The sequence below is a fragment of the Corynebacterium sp. HMSC11E11 genome (assembly GCF_001807025.1).
Classification (GTDB): Bacteria; Actinomycetota; Actinomycetes; order Mycobacteriales; family Mycobacteriaceae; genus Corynebacterium; species Corynebacterium freneyi.
The window spans coordinates 76463-91798 of sequence record NZ_KV787170.1; the positions used below are offsets into that span (position 1 = coordinate 76463).

General features: G+C 68.4%; 11 protein-coding genes. 5 read left to right on the top strand and 6 right to left on the bottom strand.

All coding sequences use genetic code 11. The features are described 5' to 3' along the window. Positions 1–263 precede the first annotated feature (263 nt). Positions 264–2861 carry an ATP-dependent chaperone ClpB gene (gene clpB, locus HMPREF3121_RS11330; RefSeq protein ID WP_035122349.1) on the bottom strand — a complete coding sequence of 866 codons (2598 nt, stop codon included), beginning with the start codon at positions 2859–2861 and terminating at the stop codon, positions 264–266. A gap of 252 nt (positions 2862–3113) precedes the next feature. Between clpB and HMPREF3121_RS11335 the strand changes: the two genes are divergently transcribed. Together HMPREF3121_RS11335 and HMPREF3121_RS11340 are read left to right on the top strand one after the other, a co-directional pair. Then, entirely contained in the window at positions 3114–4394 is a 1281-nt protein-coding gene (locus tag HMPREF3121_RS11335) for an FAD-binding oxidoreductase (protein WP_168161405.1), read from the top strand. A gap of 37 nt (positions 4395–4431) precedes the next feature. Further along, the gene (locus HMPREF3121_RS11340) at positions 4432–5325 is read left to right on the top strand and encodes a fructose bisphosphate aldolase (protein ID WP_168161406.1); all 894 of its coding nucleotides are present in this window, start codon (positions 4432–4434) and stop codon (positions 5323–5325) included. A gap of 89 nt (positions 5326–5414) precedes the next feature. Here HMPREF3121_RS11340 and HMPREF3121_RS11345 read toward each other — a convergent pair whose 3' ends face one another. Beyond that, the gene (locus tag HMPREF3121_RS11345) at positions 5415–6254 is read right to left on the bottom strand and encodes a carbon-nitrogen hydrolase family protein (RefSeq protein WP_070523605.1); all 840 of its coding nucleotides are present in this window, start codon (positions 6252–6254) and stop codon (positions 5415–5417) included. Positions 6255–6374: 120 nt separating this feature from the next. On the opposite strand from HMPREF3121_RS11345, the gene HMPREF3121_RS11350 reads away from it, so the two are divergent. Both HMPREF3121_RS11350 and HMPREF3121_RS11355 read left to right on the top strand, forming a co-directional pair. Beyond that, the gene (locus HMPREF3121_RS11350) at positions 6375–6668 is read left to right on the top strand and encodes a hypothetical protein (RefSeq protein ID WP_070523567.1); all 294 of its coding nucleotides are present in this window, start codon (positions 6375–6377) and stop codon (positions 6666–6668) included. After that, entirely contained in the window at positions 6650–8086 is a 1437-nt protein-coding gene (locus tag HMPREF3121_RS11355) for an alpha/beta hydrolase (RefSeq protein WP_070523570.1), read from the top strand. Before HMPREF3121_RS11350 ends, HMPREF3121_RS11355 begins: the two co-directional genes overlap by 19 nt. Before the next feature lie 68 nt (positions 8087–8154). Here HMPREF3121_RS11355 and HMPREF3121_RS11360 read toward each other — a convergent pair whose 3' ends face one another. The 4 genes from HMPREF3121_RS11360 to dnaK form a co-directional block, all read right to left on the bottom strand. Continuing rightward, the gene (locus HMPREF3121_RS11360) at positions 8155–8496 is read right to left on the bottom strand and encodes a heat shock protein transcriptional repressor HspR (RefSeq protein ID WP_239253106.1); all 342 of its coding nucleotides are present in this window, start codon (positions 8494–8496) and stop codon (positions 8155–8157) included. Between the two features lie 141 nt (positions 8497–8637). After that, the gene (gene dnaJ / locus HMPREF3121_RS11365) at positions 8638–9852 is read right to left on the bottom strand and encodes a molecular chaperone DnaJ (RefSeq protein ID WP_070523572.1); all 1215 of its coding nucleotides are present in this window, start codon (positions 9850–9852) and stop codon (positions 8638–8640) included. Positions 9853–9895: 43 nt separating this feature from the next. Further along, positions 9896–10519: a nucleotide exchange factor GrpE gene (gene grpE, locus HMPREF3121_RS11370; protein WP_070523575.1), complete on the bottom strand. Its 624-nt coding sequence runs from the start codon at positions 10517–10519 to the stop codon at positions 9896–9898. A 2-nt stretch (positions 10520–10521) separates the two neighbouring features. After that, positions 10522–12369, bottom strand: a complete 1848-nt coding sequence (gene dnaK, locus HMPREF3121_RS11375; protein WP_070523577.1) for a molecular chaperone DnaK — start codon at positions 12367–12369, stop codon at positions 10522–10524. Between the two features lie 528 nt (positions 12370–12897). Between dnaK and HMPREF3121_RS11380 the strand changes: the two genes are divergently transcribed. Beyond that, a partial coding sequence (locus tag HMPREF3121_RS11380; protein WP_070523580.1) for a (Fe-S)-binding protein occupies positions 12898–15336 on the top strand: 2439 nt, incomplete at its 3' end.

Consider the following 15336-nt stretch of genomic DNA (forward strand, 5'->3'; position numbering starts at 1 on the left):
GACCACGAGAAGTAGCACGTGAAACGGATGAATCCGGGGAGCCACGGCCGTCCGTTCGAACGTGGCGGTGTTTCCGGACCGGTTGACGTTCACGGTGGAGAAGCAGGGGCGACGAAACGACGGGGCATGAGAAAGCGGGCCGGGTGCCTCCACCCGGCCCGCTTTCGCGTGCACTTCCAACATGCACTTCCAAACAGGTTCCCGGCTACTCAGCCGGGCGGCGGGCCGTCGTCAAGCAACGCACCCGCCGGCAGCCGCGCCAGCTACTCCGCGGTGCGCGGCTCACCGCTTTCGTCGTAGCCCACGATGCGCAGGCCCGGCTCGTCGGCACCCGCGTCCTCGGCCACGGTCACCGCAACACGATCACCGTCACGGACGTCACCGGCGAGCAGACGCTTGGCCAGCTCGTCCCCGATGGCCTTCTGCACCAGGCGACGCAGCGGACGGGCACCGTAGGCCGGGTCGTAGCCACGCTCGGCCAGCCAATCCAACGCCGCATCATCGACGTCGAGCACCAGACGGCGCGCCGCCAGCCGGGCCGCCAACTGCGCGACCTGAATGTCCACGATGCCGCGCAGCTGCTCCTTCGACAGGGCGTCGAAGATCACCACGTCATCGAGACGGTTGATGAACTCCGGCTTGAACGCCGCCTTCACCGCCGCCATCACCTCGTCGCGGCTGCCGCCGGCGCCCAGGTTCGACGTCAGGATCAGGATGGTGTTGCGGAAGTCCACCGTCCGGCCCTGCCCATCGGTCAAACGCCCCTCGTCCAGGACCTGCAGCAGCACGTCGAAGACATCCGGATGCGCCTTCTCCACCTCGTCGAACAGCACGACGGTGTACGGACGACGACGCACCGCCTCGGTCAGCTGACCACCGGCATCGTGACCGACGTACCCCGGAGGGGCACCGATCAGACGCGCGACGGAATGCTTCTCGCCGTACTCCGACATGTCGATGCGCACCATCGCACGCTCATCGTCGAACAGGAACTCCGCCAGCGCCTTCGCCAGCTCCGTCTTGCCGACGCCCGTCGGGCCCAGGAACAGGAAGGAACCCGTCGGACGATCCGGATCCGCCACGCCCGCCCGGGAACGGCGCACCGCATCGGAGACGGCCACCACGGCCTCCTCCTGACCGACGACCCGCTCGCCCAGGACCTTCTCCATGGACAGCAGCTTCTCGGTCTCGCCCTGCATCATCTTGCCGGCCGGAATGCCCGTCCAGGCGCTGACGACGTCGGCGACCTCCTGCGGCGACACCTCCTCGTTGAGCATCGACTCGCCCTGCGACTCCTCGACCGCGGTCTCGGCCTCGGCGAGCTTCTTCTCCAACTCCGGGATGCGGCCGTAACGAAGCTCCGCGACGCGACCGTAATCACCTTCGCGCTCAGCCTTCTCCGACTCCGTGCGCAGCGCGTCCAACTCCTCGCGGACCACGCGGACATCGTCGATCGACGACTTCTCGTTCTGCCAACGCGTCTTCAACTGCGTCAGCTTCTCGCGCTCGTCGGCGAGCTCCTCGCGCAGCTTGGCCAGACGCTCGGCGGAGGCGACGTCGGTCTCCTTCTCCAGCGCCATCTCCTCGATCTCCAGGCGACGCACGATGCGCTCGGCCGAGTCGATCTCCTCCGGAGAAGAGTCGATTTCCATGCGCAGACGCGACGCGGCCTCGTCGACCAGGTCGATGGCCTTGTCCGGCAGGAACCGCGACGTGATGTAGCGGTCCGACAACGTGGCGGCGGCGACCAGCGCGGAGTCGGTGATGCGCACGCCGTGGTGCACCTCGTACCGCTCCTTCAGGCCACGCAGGATGCCGATGGTGTCCTCCACCGACGGCTCGCCGACGAAGACCTGCTGGAAACGACGCTCCAGCGCCGCGTCCTTCTCGATGTACTTCCGGTACTCGTCCAGGGTCGTCGCACCGACCAGACGCAGCTCGCCGCGGGCCAGCATCGGCTTGATCATGTTGCCCGCGTCCATCGAACCGTCGCCGGTCGCGCCGGCGCCGACGATGGTGTGGATCTCGTCGATGAAGGTGACGATCTGCCCGTCGGACTCCTTGATCTCGTCGAGCACCGCCTTCAGGCGTTCCTCGAATTCGCCGCGGTACTTCGCGCCGGCGACCATCGAACCCAAGTCGAGGCTCATCAGGGTCTTGCCCTTCAGCGACTCCGGCACGTCGCCCGCGACGATGCGACGGGCCAGGCCCTCCACGATCGCCGTCTTGCCGACGCCCGGCTCACCGATGAGCACCGGGTTGTTCTTCGTGCGGCGCGACAGCACCTGCACCACGCGGCGGATTTCCTGGTCACGGCCGATGACCGGATCGATCTTGCCCTCCCGGGCGCGGGCCGTCAGGTCCGTCGCGTACTTCTCCAGCGCCTGGTACTGACCCTCCGGGTCCTCGGTGGTCACCTTCCGGTTGCCGCGCACCGACGTCAGCGCGCCCTTGAGCGCCTCCGGCGTCGCACCGGCGTCCTGCAGCGACTTGGCGACGTCGGACTGGCCGGTGGCGATGCCGATGAGCAGAATCTCGGTCGACACGTATTCGTCGCCAAGCTCACCCGCAAGCTCCTCGGCCGCGGTGAGCGCATTGAGCGCATCACGGTTGAACTGCGGGTTCGCCATGTTGGAGCCCTGCGCGCTCGGATAACCGGACACGATCTCGCGGGCACGGGTCAGCGCGCCGGTCGGCTCCACGCCGGCGGCGGTGAGCAGCGGCGCGGCGATGCCGTCCTCCTGCTCCAACAGCGCCACCAGCAGGTGCGCCGGGCGGATGTCGGGGTTGCCCGCAGCGGACGCGGACTTCAGCGCCGCCTGCAGGGCCTCGTTCGTCTTGGTGGTCGGGGTGAACGACATGGTCCTCGTCCTTTCGTGGGATGTTCGTACATGAGTCGATCGCGCTCAACCCCCTTCCGGGATTGCCACGATCCTAGCCATTCATGCCGTATAACGCGCCCAGACTTGAGCGTGTTCCACTCAAGGCTGCGAAACTCGGTGATTTACATCACACGACAGCGTCGAATCGGGCAGCCGACCGGCAATCGACCGACCTCTTCCATCCCCCCACCCTCTTCTCCGCCCCAGGTTCGCGTGCCACACTGGTCGACCATGGAACGAACCCGCCGCCTCATGCGCGCCGCCGCCGCGTTCGGGCGACAAGCGCCGACCATCGGCCCCGAAGCCTTCCGGCGTCTGCTCGACGCCGAACCGCGCTTCCGCCACATGTTCGGCGGCTCGAAGACGGCGCTGCGGGACCAGTTCATGTCCGCCCTGTCCACGGCCCTCGTCACCCGCGCCGACGTCGGCCGTTTCCCCGCCGCAACCATCCGACGCCTGGAGCAGCTGGCCCGCGAGAACAGGAAGTTCGGCGTCGCCCCGCGCGACTACGCCACGTTGGCCGAGCATCTGCTCGACGTTTTCGGCGAGCGCCTACCCGCTGGCCCCGACTCCGGCGCGCAGGTAGACGCATTGCGCGAGATCCTCGACGAGGCCATGTCCCTCATCGCCGCCGCCGCAGTGGAGGCCGACCGCACCGACGGCCCCGCCACGTACGTCGGCCGGGTTCTCGAGGTGCAGCGCCGCACGCGCGACATCGCCATCATTCGCGTCCACTGCCCCAAGCCGATCCCGTTCACCGTCGGCCAGCACATTCCCATCCGCTCCCCGCTGGCGCCGGGCATCTGGCGCGACTACTCCCCGGCCGTGCCGCCGAATCCGGAGGGGCTGCTGGAGTTTCACGTCCGCATCGTCGACGGCGGCAAACAGTCGCGGCCGCTCGTCGTCGCGTCGCGCCCCGGCGACGAGTGGGTTTTCGGAACCCCGCGCGGCGACCTCGGCCGGGTCCTGGACGAGTACCGCGATCCGCTTGACGACGACCCGCCACAGGGCCGTCACCACCTTCCCGAACCCGAACGCCGCGAATTGCTCATGATCGCCGGCGGCACCGGCCTCGCCCCGCTGCGCGCCATGATCATGGAATCCGCCGACTTCCCCTCGCCGCCGCCGATCCACCTCATCTACGGCGCGCGCACGCCGGGCGAACTGTACGACCTGCGGACGGTGTGGGAACTGGCGCGCAACCTTCCGAACCTGACGGTGACCACCGCCGTCGAAAAGCGAAACGACGCGCCGCTGACCGACCCCGGCCCGTTCAGCTTCCACCCGAACGCCCCCCTGCCCAGGTTGGGGGTGGCCGCCGACGTCGCCGCACGCATGCACCGCGGGGGCGAACTGGCCGGAAAAACCGTGCTCATCGCCGGTCGCGGCGAGATGATCAAGGCGACGCGTCAGCGCCTGGTCGCGGCGGGTGCGGATCCCCGGTTCATCCACCATGATCCCGTGGCCGAAACCACCGTCGCCCGGGAAGCGGGTTTTCCCGTCCTTGACTAGGCTTATGGCGAACACCCTTCCCGACGAAAGGACACGCATGAACGCCATTAACCCGGAGCAGGCCAAGCAGATGACCGAGGGCAAGGGCTTCATCGCCGCCCTCGACCAGTCCGGCGGATCCACCCCGAAGGCGCTCGGCCTGTACGGCGTCACCGAGGACCAGTGGAGCTCCGAGGACGAGATGTTCGACCTGGTCCACGCGATGCGCACCCGCATCATCAAGTCCCCGTCGTTCAACTCCGATCACATCATCGGCGCGATCCTGTTCGAGCAGACCATGGACCGCGACATCGACGGCATCCCCACCGCGCAGTACCTGTGGGAGAAGAAGGGCATCGTCCCGTTCCTGAAGACCGACAAGGGCCTGGCCGACAAGGCCAACGGCGTGCAGCTGATGAAGCCGTGCCCGGGCCTGGACGAGCTCCTGGAGCGTGGCGTGGCCAAGGGCATCTTCGGCACGAAGATGCGTTCCTTCATCGCCGAGGCGAACGAGGCCGGCATCAAGGAGAACGTCGAGCAGCAGTTCGACTTCGCCAAGCAGGTCCTGTCGCATGGCCTGATTCCGATCGTCGAGCCCGAGGTGGACATCCACGCCGCCGACAAGGCCGAGGCGGAGGCCATCCTGCTCGACGAGATGATCAAGCACCTCGACGCCCTCCCCGAGGACCAGCAGGTCATGATCAAGGTCTCCATCCCCTCCGTGGATGGCTTCTACACCCCGCTGGTCGAGCACCCCAAGTGCATGCGCGTCGTGGCCCTGTCCGGCGGCTACTCCCGCGAGGAGGCCAACGAGCGCCTCTCCCGCCAGCCCGGCATGATCGCCTCCTTCTCCCGCGCGCTGTCCGAGGGCCTGTCGGCCCAGCAGTCCGACGAGGAGTTCGACGCCACCATGGCCGAGTCCGTGAAGGGCATCTACGAGGCTTCGCTGTAAAGCGCGCCGCGTCAGACGAGTGACGCCCCGCCCCGGTTCTTCCGGGGCGGGGCGTTCGTCGGTTTCGCGGCTTCTTGCGGACGCGGCCCCTACTTGCGGATTTCCAGCACCGGGATGGACGTGCGGATGCGGGCGACCTCGTCGAGGTCGATGTCGGCGATGATCAGCTGCGGGTCGAACCCGGCCTTGGCCACGACGTCGCCGTCGGGGGTGGACAGGATCGAATGGCCGACGCCGACGGGTCCCTCGGGCTTGCCGGCCTTGGCGGCGCCGCCGGGGCGGGCGGCGTCGACGGCGGCGACGAAGCACGTCGAGTCCAGGGCGCGGGCGGCGACGAGGGCCTCCCATTGGCGGACCTTGCCGGGGCCGTCGTTCCACGACGCCGGCAGGGCGATGACTTCGGCGCCGCGCCGTGCCAGTTCCACGAAGTGCTCGGGGAAGCGGATGTCGAAGCACGTGGCCAGGCCGACGCGGACGGTTCGGCGGACCTCGCCGTCTCCGACGGGCACGTCGATGATCACCGTCTCCGCGCCGGGGGCGACGGTGTCGGATTCGCGGAACCCGAAGGCGTCGAAAAGCCTGATCTTGTCGTAGTGGGCGTCGACGTCGGGTCCGGTGGCCAGCAGGGTGTTGTGCACGCGGTGGATGGTCTTGCCGTCGCGTTCGACGACGTCGGCGGGGCGGAACATGCCGAGCACCACGGTGACGCCGGCATCGGCCGCGGCGGTGCGGACGGCCGTGGCGAAAGGCCCGTCGAGGGGTTCGGCGACGGTGTCCAGGCGGCCGGTGTTGAAGGCCTTCATCGTGGCTTCGGGGAAAACGACCAGGTCGGCCCGGGCGTCGGCGGCGCGGACGATGACGTCCTTGACCGCGCCGAGGTTCTCCTGGGGTTCCGCGGACAGTTCCAGCTGGGCGAGTGCGATGCGCATGTGCCCGACGGTACCGGGGTTCATACACAGGTGGGGCGGTCTGCGGATCCATCCACAATCGGACCGTTTCCGGCGGCCGCCCGGAGTGCGCGGGCGCGCGTCGCCGGTGATCCTGCGGGCATGGAGGACACGGGGATGACGGTGAGTCCGGCCGCGCTGCGCGAGGTGGGCGAACGGTTGGCGGTGCAGGGCCATCGCGTGCGGGGGCTGGGTTTCCTGCTTGACGACGACGCGGAGATGACCGGGTCACGGACCTGGGGAGAGTTGATGCACGGCGTAGTGCTGTGGCGGGAGGAACTCGCGATGGAAGGCGGCGCCGTCGAAGATTTGGGGCTCGACGCGGAGGCCATCGCCACATGCGTCGAGGACTGCGACGAGATCAACTGGGGTGCGCTGTGTCCGACATCGCGATGATCCTGGCGTGGCAGCCGGCCGATTTCGAAAAGGCGGCGCGATCGTGGCGGGGCGCGGGCAGACGGCTGGCGGAGGCCGCGGACACCATCGCGGAGGCTTTCGATGGGGTCCCCCTCACGCATCTCGACGGGCCGATCCGGCGGGAGGGCGAGGCGGCCGTGGTGGATCGGGCGGGCCGATTGCGGCGTGACGCCGGTGCGCTGGGCAGGTTCGCCGATGAACTCGACCGGGCCTGCGGGCGGATCACTCTGGCACAGAAGAACCTGGCCCGGGCCATCGCCGAGGCGGAAGACGACGACTTCATCGTCGACCGCGCCACCGGCAGGGTGCTGTCCGGCGGGGCTCGGGCGACGAGCATCGCCGACGTCGGCGGCACGGCACGGGGGCTCGGCCACCACCGGAGGAACATCGCGATCCAGGTGGAGCAGGCGCTCAAGGCCGACGAACGCTCCGCCGCCCAACTGCGCGCCCAGTTCCCCGCCGGCGCCCACCTGTCCACGCCGGGCCAGCCGCTCGGGCGGGTCGAAGGGTCGGCGGGGCTGCCGCCGTTGCAGGCCGCGGAAGTCGACCGGGTGCGGGAGCGGTGGGGATACGACGTCGGACGGGACGTCGAGGTGCTGGACACCGCCCCCGGGACGACCGCCGTGGCCGTCGGGGATCCGCGCACCGCCGAGCACGTCATCACCATCGTCCCGGGCACCTCGTCGACGGCCGAGGAATTGGCCGGGCACATCGAGCGGGCCCGATGGCTCCACGGCCCCGACGTCGCCGTGGTCGCCTGGACGTACGACGCTCCCCCGGGCCTGGTCAGCGCGGCGAGCAGCACTTACCACGAACGGGCGGCCACCTCGCTCCAGATGTTCCAAGCCCAGCTGGCGGACAACCCCAACGCCAAGCTCAGCGTCATGGGGCACAGCTACGGTGCGACGGTGGTGGCTCAGGCGACGCGGGGCCACGGACTGCACGCCGACGCAGTGGTGCTGGTCGGGTCACCGGGGGCCGGGCCGGGGATCCGCGACGTACGGGACATGCGTCTGAATCGGCGCGACGGCACACCGCACCATGTCAGCGAAAACGGCCACCGCGTGGTGGCGGTGACCTCCCCGGATGACCCGATCAGGTTCGCCGGCGCATCGCCCGTCCACGGTGCGGACGTGACCACCCGGTGGTTCGGGGCGAACCGGATGGACATCTCCGATGCGGTGAAGGCGAAGGGCCGCAACGGGTGGGACCTGCCCGGAAAACTGAAATCCCACACCGACGACTACTTCCCCGACCCGGATTTCCGCGACCGGCTGGAAGAAAAGATGTCGACGATCCCAGGCTCCGGCCCCGGGACCGGAACCGCGACTGGGACGGGAACCGCGACCGGAACTGAGACCGGCACCGACCATTCCTCCGGCTCGACGACGCGATGAGCCCCGCCGGCACGGGGCCGACGGGGCTCATTCACTGCGGACGGGCCGCGGGCGGGATCGCAGCGCGTTTAGTCCGAGCTGCGGCGGCGACGCTTGCGGGGCTCCCACATCACCACGGCGGTGGACCGGGGGACGTGGACGATCTCGCCGCGCGGGCGGCCGCGGCGGGCCTCCGCCTCGGCGAGTTTGGCGCGCAGGGCCTCGTTTTCGTTCTCGAGCTTCTCCACTCGGGCGTTGAGCTCGATGATCGACTTGATGCCCGCGAGGTTGACGCCCTCCTCCTGGGACAGACGCTGGATCTCGCGGAGCAGCGCCACATCCCGCGGGGAGTAACGGCGGCCGCCGCCGCGGGTGCGCTGCGGCGTCACCAACCCCAGGCGGTCGTAATTGCGCAGCGTCTGCGCGTGCATGCCCGCCAGGTCCGCCGCCACCGAGATGACGTACACCTCGGTGCGGGACTCGGCGCCGGCCTCCGCCCGCCCGGTGTGCTCGGCGCGTCCGGCCGCTTCGGCGGGGTCGGTGCGGGTTTCTCGTGCGGTCACGGCGATCGCCTACTTCGCACCGGCCCAGCCGTCGCGCGGGTTGAACCCGCTGGCGCGCTCGGCCTCGACGTAGGAACGCAACGCCGACGTGGCGGCGTCATCCAGATTCGACGGCACCTGCACCCGCACGGTGACCAACAGGTCACCCGGGGTACCGGACCGCTTGGGCACGCCACGACCGCGGACGCGCAGCGTACGGCCATCGGACGTTCCGGCGGGAACGCGGACGCGAACCTTGCCGTCCAACGTCGGCACCGTGATCGTGCCGCCCAGCGCCAGCTCGCCGAAGCTCACCGGCACCGTCACCTCCAGATCATCGCCCGTGCGGGTGAAGATCTCGTCGGGGCGGACGTGGACCTTGACGAACAGATCGCCGGCCGGACGGCCGCGCAGACCCGCCTCGCCCTGGCCCGCCAAACGGACCTTCTGGCCATCGACGACGCCCGCGGGCACCCGCACCGTGATGGTGCGGCGCCGCGTGGTCACGCCGGTGCCCGAACAATCGCCGCAGGGATCCTCGATCTTCGTGCCCTGGCCGGCGCAATCCGGGCAGGGAGACGAAAACCCGAAGGCTCCGCGCTGCTCGTTGGTGAAGCCCGACCCGTGGCAGGTGCCGCACGTCACCGGGTGAGTGCCCGGCTTCGCGCCCGACCCGTGGCACGTGGTGCACGGCGACGGATTGGTCAGCTGCAGCGGAATGGTCACGCCCTTGGCGGCCTCGCGGAAATCGAGGGTGATCTCGGTTTCCACGTCGGCGCCGCGACGCGGCCGAGCGGCTCGACCCGCCCCACCGGCGCCGCCACCGCCACCGCGGTTGACGAAACCATTGAGGAAGTCGCCGAAACCACCGCCGCCACGGCCCTCGCCGAAGATGTCGGAGACGTTGAAATCAAAGCCCCCGGCCCCTCCGGGACCGCCCGGCTGGCCCGTCGAAAAGCCACCGCCGCCGAAACCGCCGCCCGCGCCCGGGAAGCGGAACCCGCCCCCGGCCAACGCGGCCCGCAGTTCGTCGTACTCGCGGCGCTTGTCGGCGTCGCCGACGACGGAATACGCCTCGGAGATCTTCTTGAAACGCTCCTCGGCCTTCACGTCACCGGGATGCGTGTCCGGGTGATTCTCCCGGGCAAGCTTGCGGTACGCCTTCTTGATCTCGTCTTGGCCAGCGGACTTGGAGACGCCCAAGTCCGCGTAATAGTCCTTGTCCGCCCATTCACGCTGAGTCATCGGACATCTCCTCCTTCCGTGGTTGCCACCGGACCGGGGCCGGTCAGGCGGGGTCGGCGATGATGACCATCGCCGTGCGGATCAACCGCTCGTCCAAGCGGTAACCCTTGCGCAGAACATCGCCGATGACCTTGTCGTCGCCGGTCGACGTGTCCTGCACGGCCTCATGGATCTCCGGGTCGAACTCGTCGCCCGCGGCACCGAACTCGGTGACCTTGAGAGTGGTGAGGGTGTTGCGGAACTTGTCCGCGAACGCCTTCAGCGGCCCCTCGGCGGCCAGGTCGCCGTGCTGCTCCGCCCGGTCGAGGTCATCGGCCAGGTTCAGCAGCTCACCGGCGACGGACGCCTTGGCCAGCTCACGGTCGAGCTGACGGTCGCGATCCACGCGACGCCGGTAGTTGGCGTACTCGGCGGACACGCGCTGCAGGTCCTCGGTGCGCTCGTCGAGCTCCGCCCGCAGGCGCGACGCCTCATCATCGATGTCGCCGGCGTCCTCGGCCACGACCTCGGCCTCGACCACATCGGCGTCGGCCTGCGCGGCGGCGTCCGCGTCGACGGCACCATCGAAGGCGGCGTCATCGACGCCTTCGGCGGAGGCCGCCTCGGCGGGCCCGGCGTCCGGACCGGCGCCCCGGTCGGCGAAGGGGTTGTCGGTCGGATTCGTCATTCTTACTTGTCCTTCTCGTCCTCGTCGACGACCTCGGCATCCACGACGTTGTCGTCGGCGGCGGCGTCACCGGCCTCGCCGGCGTCGGCCTGGGTCGCGCCCTGCGCGGCCTCGGCCTCGTAGATCGCCTTGCCCATCTCCTGGGACTCGGTGGACAGCTTCTCCACCGCGGTCTTGATGGCCTCGATGTCGGTGCCCTTCAGCGCCTCGTCGACGCCCTTGGCCGCCTCCTCGACGCGGTCCTTGATGTCCTGGGACACCTTGTCCTCGTTGTCGGTGACGAACTTGCGGGTCTGGTAGACCATCGACTCCGCGGAGTTGCGGACCTCCTGCTCCTCGCGGCGCTTGCGGTCCTCCTCGGCGTGGGCCTCGGCGTCCTTGATCATCTGGTCGATCTCCTCCTGCGACAGGCCGGAACCGTCCTGGATGGTGATCGTGGACTCCTTGCCGGTGCCCTTGTCCTTGGCGGTGACGTGGACGATGCCGTTGGCGTCGATGTCGAAGGTGACCTCGATCTGCGGCACGCCGCGCGGCGCCGGGGCGATGCCGCCGAGCTCGAAGGAGCCGAGCAGCTTGTTGGCCGCGGCCATCTCGCGCTCACCCTGGAAGACCTGGATCTGCACGGAGGGCTGGTTGTCCTCGGCGGTGGTGAAGGTCTCCGAGCGCTTGGTCGGAATGGTGGTGTTGCGCTCGATGAGCTTGGTCATCACGCCGCCCTTGGTCTCGATGCCCAGGGACAGCGGGGTGACGTCGAGAAGCAGCACGTCCTTGACCTCGCCGCGCAGGACGCCGGCCTGCAGGGCGGCGCCGACGGCGACGACCTCGTCCGGGTTGACGCCCTTGTTCGGCTCACGGCCGCCGGTCATCTCCTTGACCAGGTCGGACACGGCGGGCATGCGGGTGGAACCACCGACGAGCACGACGTGGTCGATGTCGGACACCGGGATGTCCGAGTCGGCCAGCACCTGCTGGAACGGCTTGCGGGTGCGGTCGAGCAGATCCTGGGTGATCTTCTGGAACTCGGTGCGCGACAGCGTCTCCTCGAGGAACAGCGGGTTCTTCTCGGCGTCGACGGTGATGTACGGCAGGTTGATGCTGGCCTGCTGCGACGAGGACAGCTCGATCTTCGCCTTCTCCGCGGCCTCGCGCAGACGCTGCAGGGCCATCTTGTCCTTGGTCAGGTCGATGCCCTGGGCCGCCTTGAACTTGTCGACGAGCCAGTCGACGATGCGCTGATCCCAGTCGTCGCCGCCCAGCTTGTTGTCGCCGGCGGTGGCGCGGACCTCGACGACGCCGTCGCCGATCTCCAGCAGGGACACGTCGAACGTGCCGCCGCCCAGGTCGAAGACCAGGATGGTCTGGTCCTTGTCGCTCTTCTCCAGGCCGTAGGCCAGGGCCGCCGCGGTGGGCTCGTTGACGATGCGCAGGACGTTGAGGCCCGCGATCTGGCCGGCTTCCTTGGTGGACTGGCGCTCGGAGTCGGAGAAGTAGGCCGGCACGGTGATGACCGCGTCGGTGACGTCCTCGCCCAGGTAGGACTCGGCGTCACGCTTGAGCTTCATCAGCGTGCGCGCGGAGATTTCCTGCGCGGTGTACTTCTTGTCGTCGATGTCGATGCTCCAGTCGGTGCCCATGTGGCGCTTGACGGAGCGGATGGTGCGGTCGACGTTGGTGACCGCCTGGTTCTTGGCCGACTGGCCCACCAGCACCTCGCCGTTCTTGGCGAAGGCGACGACCGACGGGGTGGTGCGCGAACCCTCGGAGTTCGCGATGACGACGGCTTCGCCGCCCTCCAGCACCGACACGACGGAGTTGGTGGTGCCCAGGTCGATACCGACTGCACGTCCCATGATTGATGTCCTCCTGTTTGCGGGGCCGGTTCGCGACCCACGTTCGTTTGTTCTCAGTTGCTTGACGTTGACGTTAAGCGTCCGGGGCTCAAGTTTGCCGAAGGGCCCGATTCGCGTCAAGCGCGGGAGCCCTCTTCTTGAGCGCCATCCACTCAACCTTGCACCCAGCACAACGAACGCCTTCCCAAAGTTGTTCCCACCAGACTCAACTTTTGTATGTGATTCGCATCACACACGATTTCCGCGGCCGCCCCTCACCTCCCCACCCCGTCCCCGTTGCTTTACGACGACCCGCCGTCACGCGGATCGTCGTAAAGCGCGTAAGGCAAACGGCGGGTGACATTAAGTCATGAAAATGTGCGCAAAATCTCCACCAGCGGGACTTCACGCACCCCGACCCCCATTTGCGATACCCGTTCGACCTGCCACGACGCTCGTGATATACCTCACAAGAGAACTATTTACGTCCACCCGTCACCCACGGGCGGACACTCAGCCATTGTTCACGCCGACACTGTTAGGAACGTCATGAGCGTGCTTCATCTCGCAGCCGACACCGCCGGCGATGCCGTGACCTCGAACGGGTTCACCATCACCGTCGGTTTCATCGGCCTGCTGCTGTCCCTGCCCTGCTGGTTCGTGTTCATCAAGGGCTTCGCGCACATGGTCCGCACGATCATGGTCGGCCAGAAGACCTACGGACACACCGGCGAATGGGGTGCCCGAATCTGGACCACGATCAAGGAGATCGTCGGCCACACCAAGATGGCCAAGAAGCCCGGCGTCGCCGTGGCCCACTGGTTCGTCATGGTCGGCTTCCTCCTCGGATCCCTCGTCTGGTTCGAGGCGTACATCCAGACCTTCTGGCCCGCCGGCGGCTGGCCGATCCTGAAGGACCTCGCGGCCTGGCACTTCATCGACGAGCTGCTGGGCCTGGGCACCACCCTGGGCATCCTGACGCTGATCATCGTGCGTCAGACCAACCTGGGCAAGGAACGCCTGAGCCGCTTCTACGGCTCCAACGCCAAGGCCGCCTACTTCGTCGAGGCCGTCGTCCTCATCGAGGGCCTGGGCATGATGTTCGTCAAGGCCGCCAAGCTGGCCACCTACGGCGACGGCACCGTCCACTGGACCGACTTCGTCACCGGCTGGATCGCCAAGATCCTCCCCGCGTCCCCCGAGTTCGTGTCGATCATGGCCCTGATCAAGCTGCTGTCCGGCATGATCTGGCTGTTCGTCGTCGGCCGCAACCTCACCTGGGGCGTCGCCTGGCACCGCTTCCTCGCGTTCGCCAACATCCTGCTCAAGCGCAACGCCGACGGCTACAACGCCCTCGGCGGCGCCAAGCCGATGACCTCCGACGGCGAGATCCTCAACCTGGAGGAGGCCGACCCCGAGGTCGACTCCATGGGCACCGGCGTGGTCACCGACCACTCCTGGAAGGCCCTGCTGGACTTCACGTCCTGCACCGAGTGCGGCCGCTGCCAGGAGCAGTGCCCGGCGTGGAACACCGCCAAGCCACTGTCGCCGAAGCTGCTGGTCAACCAGCTGCGCGACCACGCCTACCAGTCCGCCCCGTACCTGCTGGCCAACAAGAAGGCCGGCGTCGAGGGCGAGGAGGCGGCCGAGGCGTCGCCGCTGCTGACCCTGCCGCTGGTCGGCGAGGGCGACGCCGGCGTCATCGACCCGGACGTCCTGTGGTCCTGCACCAACTGCGGTGCCTGCGTCGAGCAGTGCCCGGTCGACATCGAGCACATCGACCACATCGTCGACATGCGCCGCTACCAGGTGCTCGTCGAGTCGGACTTCCCGACCGAGCTGGCCGGCCTGTTCAAGAACCTCGAGACCAAGGGCAACCCGTGGGGCCAGAACGCCTCCACGCGCGCCGACTGGATCAACGAGGTCCGCCAGGACGGCGTCGTCGTGCCCGTGTGGGGCGAGGACGTCGAGAACTTCGACGACACCGAGTACCTCTTCTGGGTCGGCTGCGCCGGCGCGTACGACGACAACGCCAAGAAGACCACCAAGGCCGTCGCGGAGATGCTGTACACCGCGGGCGTGAAGTTCACGGTGCTGTCGCAGGCCGAGGGCTGCAACGGCGACTCCGCTCGCCGCGCGGGCAACGAGTTCCTGTTCCAGATGCTCGCCGAGCAGAACATCGAGCAGCTCGGCGAGGTGTTCGAGGGCGTGCCGCCGAAGCAGCGCAAGATCGTCGTGACCTGTGCGCACTGCTACAACACGTTCAAGAACGAGTACCCGGAGCTCGGCGGCAACTACCAGGTGGTCCACCACACGCAGCTGCTGAACCAGCTGGTGCGCGAGAACCGTCTGCAGCCGGTCGCCTCCGGCCAGGGCCGTCAGGTCACCTACCACGACCCGTGCTTCCTGGGCCGCCACAACAAGGTCTTCGAGGCGCCGCGTGAGCTGATCGGCGCGTCGGGCGCGAACCTGGTGGAGATGCCGCGCAACAAGAACACCGGCTTCTGCTGTGGTGCCGGTGGTGCGCGCATGTGGATGGAAGAGACCATCGGCCAGCGCATCAACGTCAACCGCACGGAAGAGGCGGTGGCGACCGGCGCGTCCGCCATCGCGATCGGCTGCCCGTTCTGTAAGACGATGATGTCCGACGGCGTCAACAACGTCGTCGCGGATGACGACAAGAAGCCCGAGGTTGTGGACATCGCCCAGATGATCCGCGATTCCGTGCTTGTCGACGGTGCCCTGCCGCCGGCCCGCGAGCCCGAGTGGCTGCAGCAGCCGGAGCGCGGTTGGGTCGACACCGAGGCCATCGAGGCCGAGGAGCGCGCCCGCGCCGAGGAGGAGGCCGCCAAGAAGAAGGCCGCCGAGGAGGCCGAGGCGAAGAAGAAGGCCGATGCCGCGAAGAAGGCCGCCGCCGGTGGCGCGGCCGGTGCCGCCGCCGCTGGTGCGGGTGCGGCCGCCAAGGCCGGTGCTCCGGCGCCGGGTGGC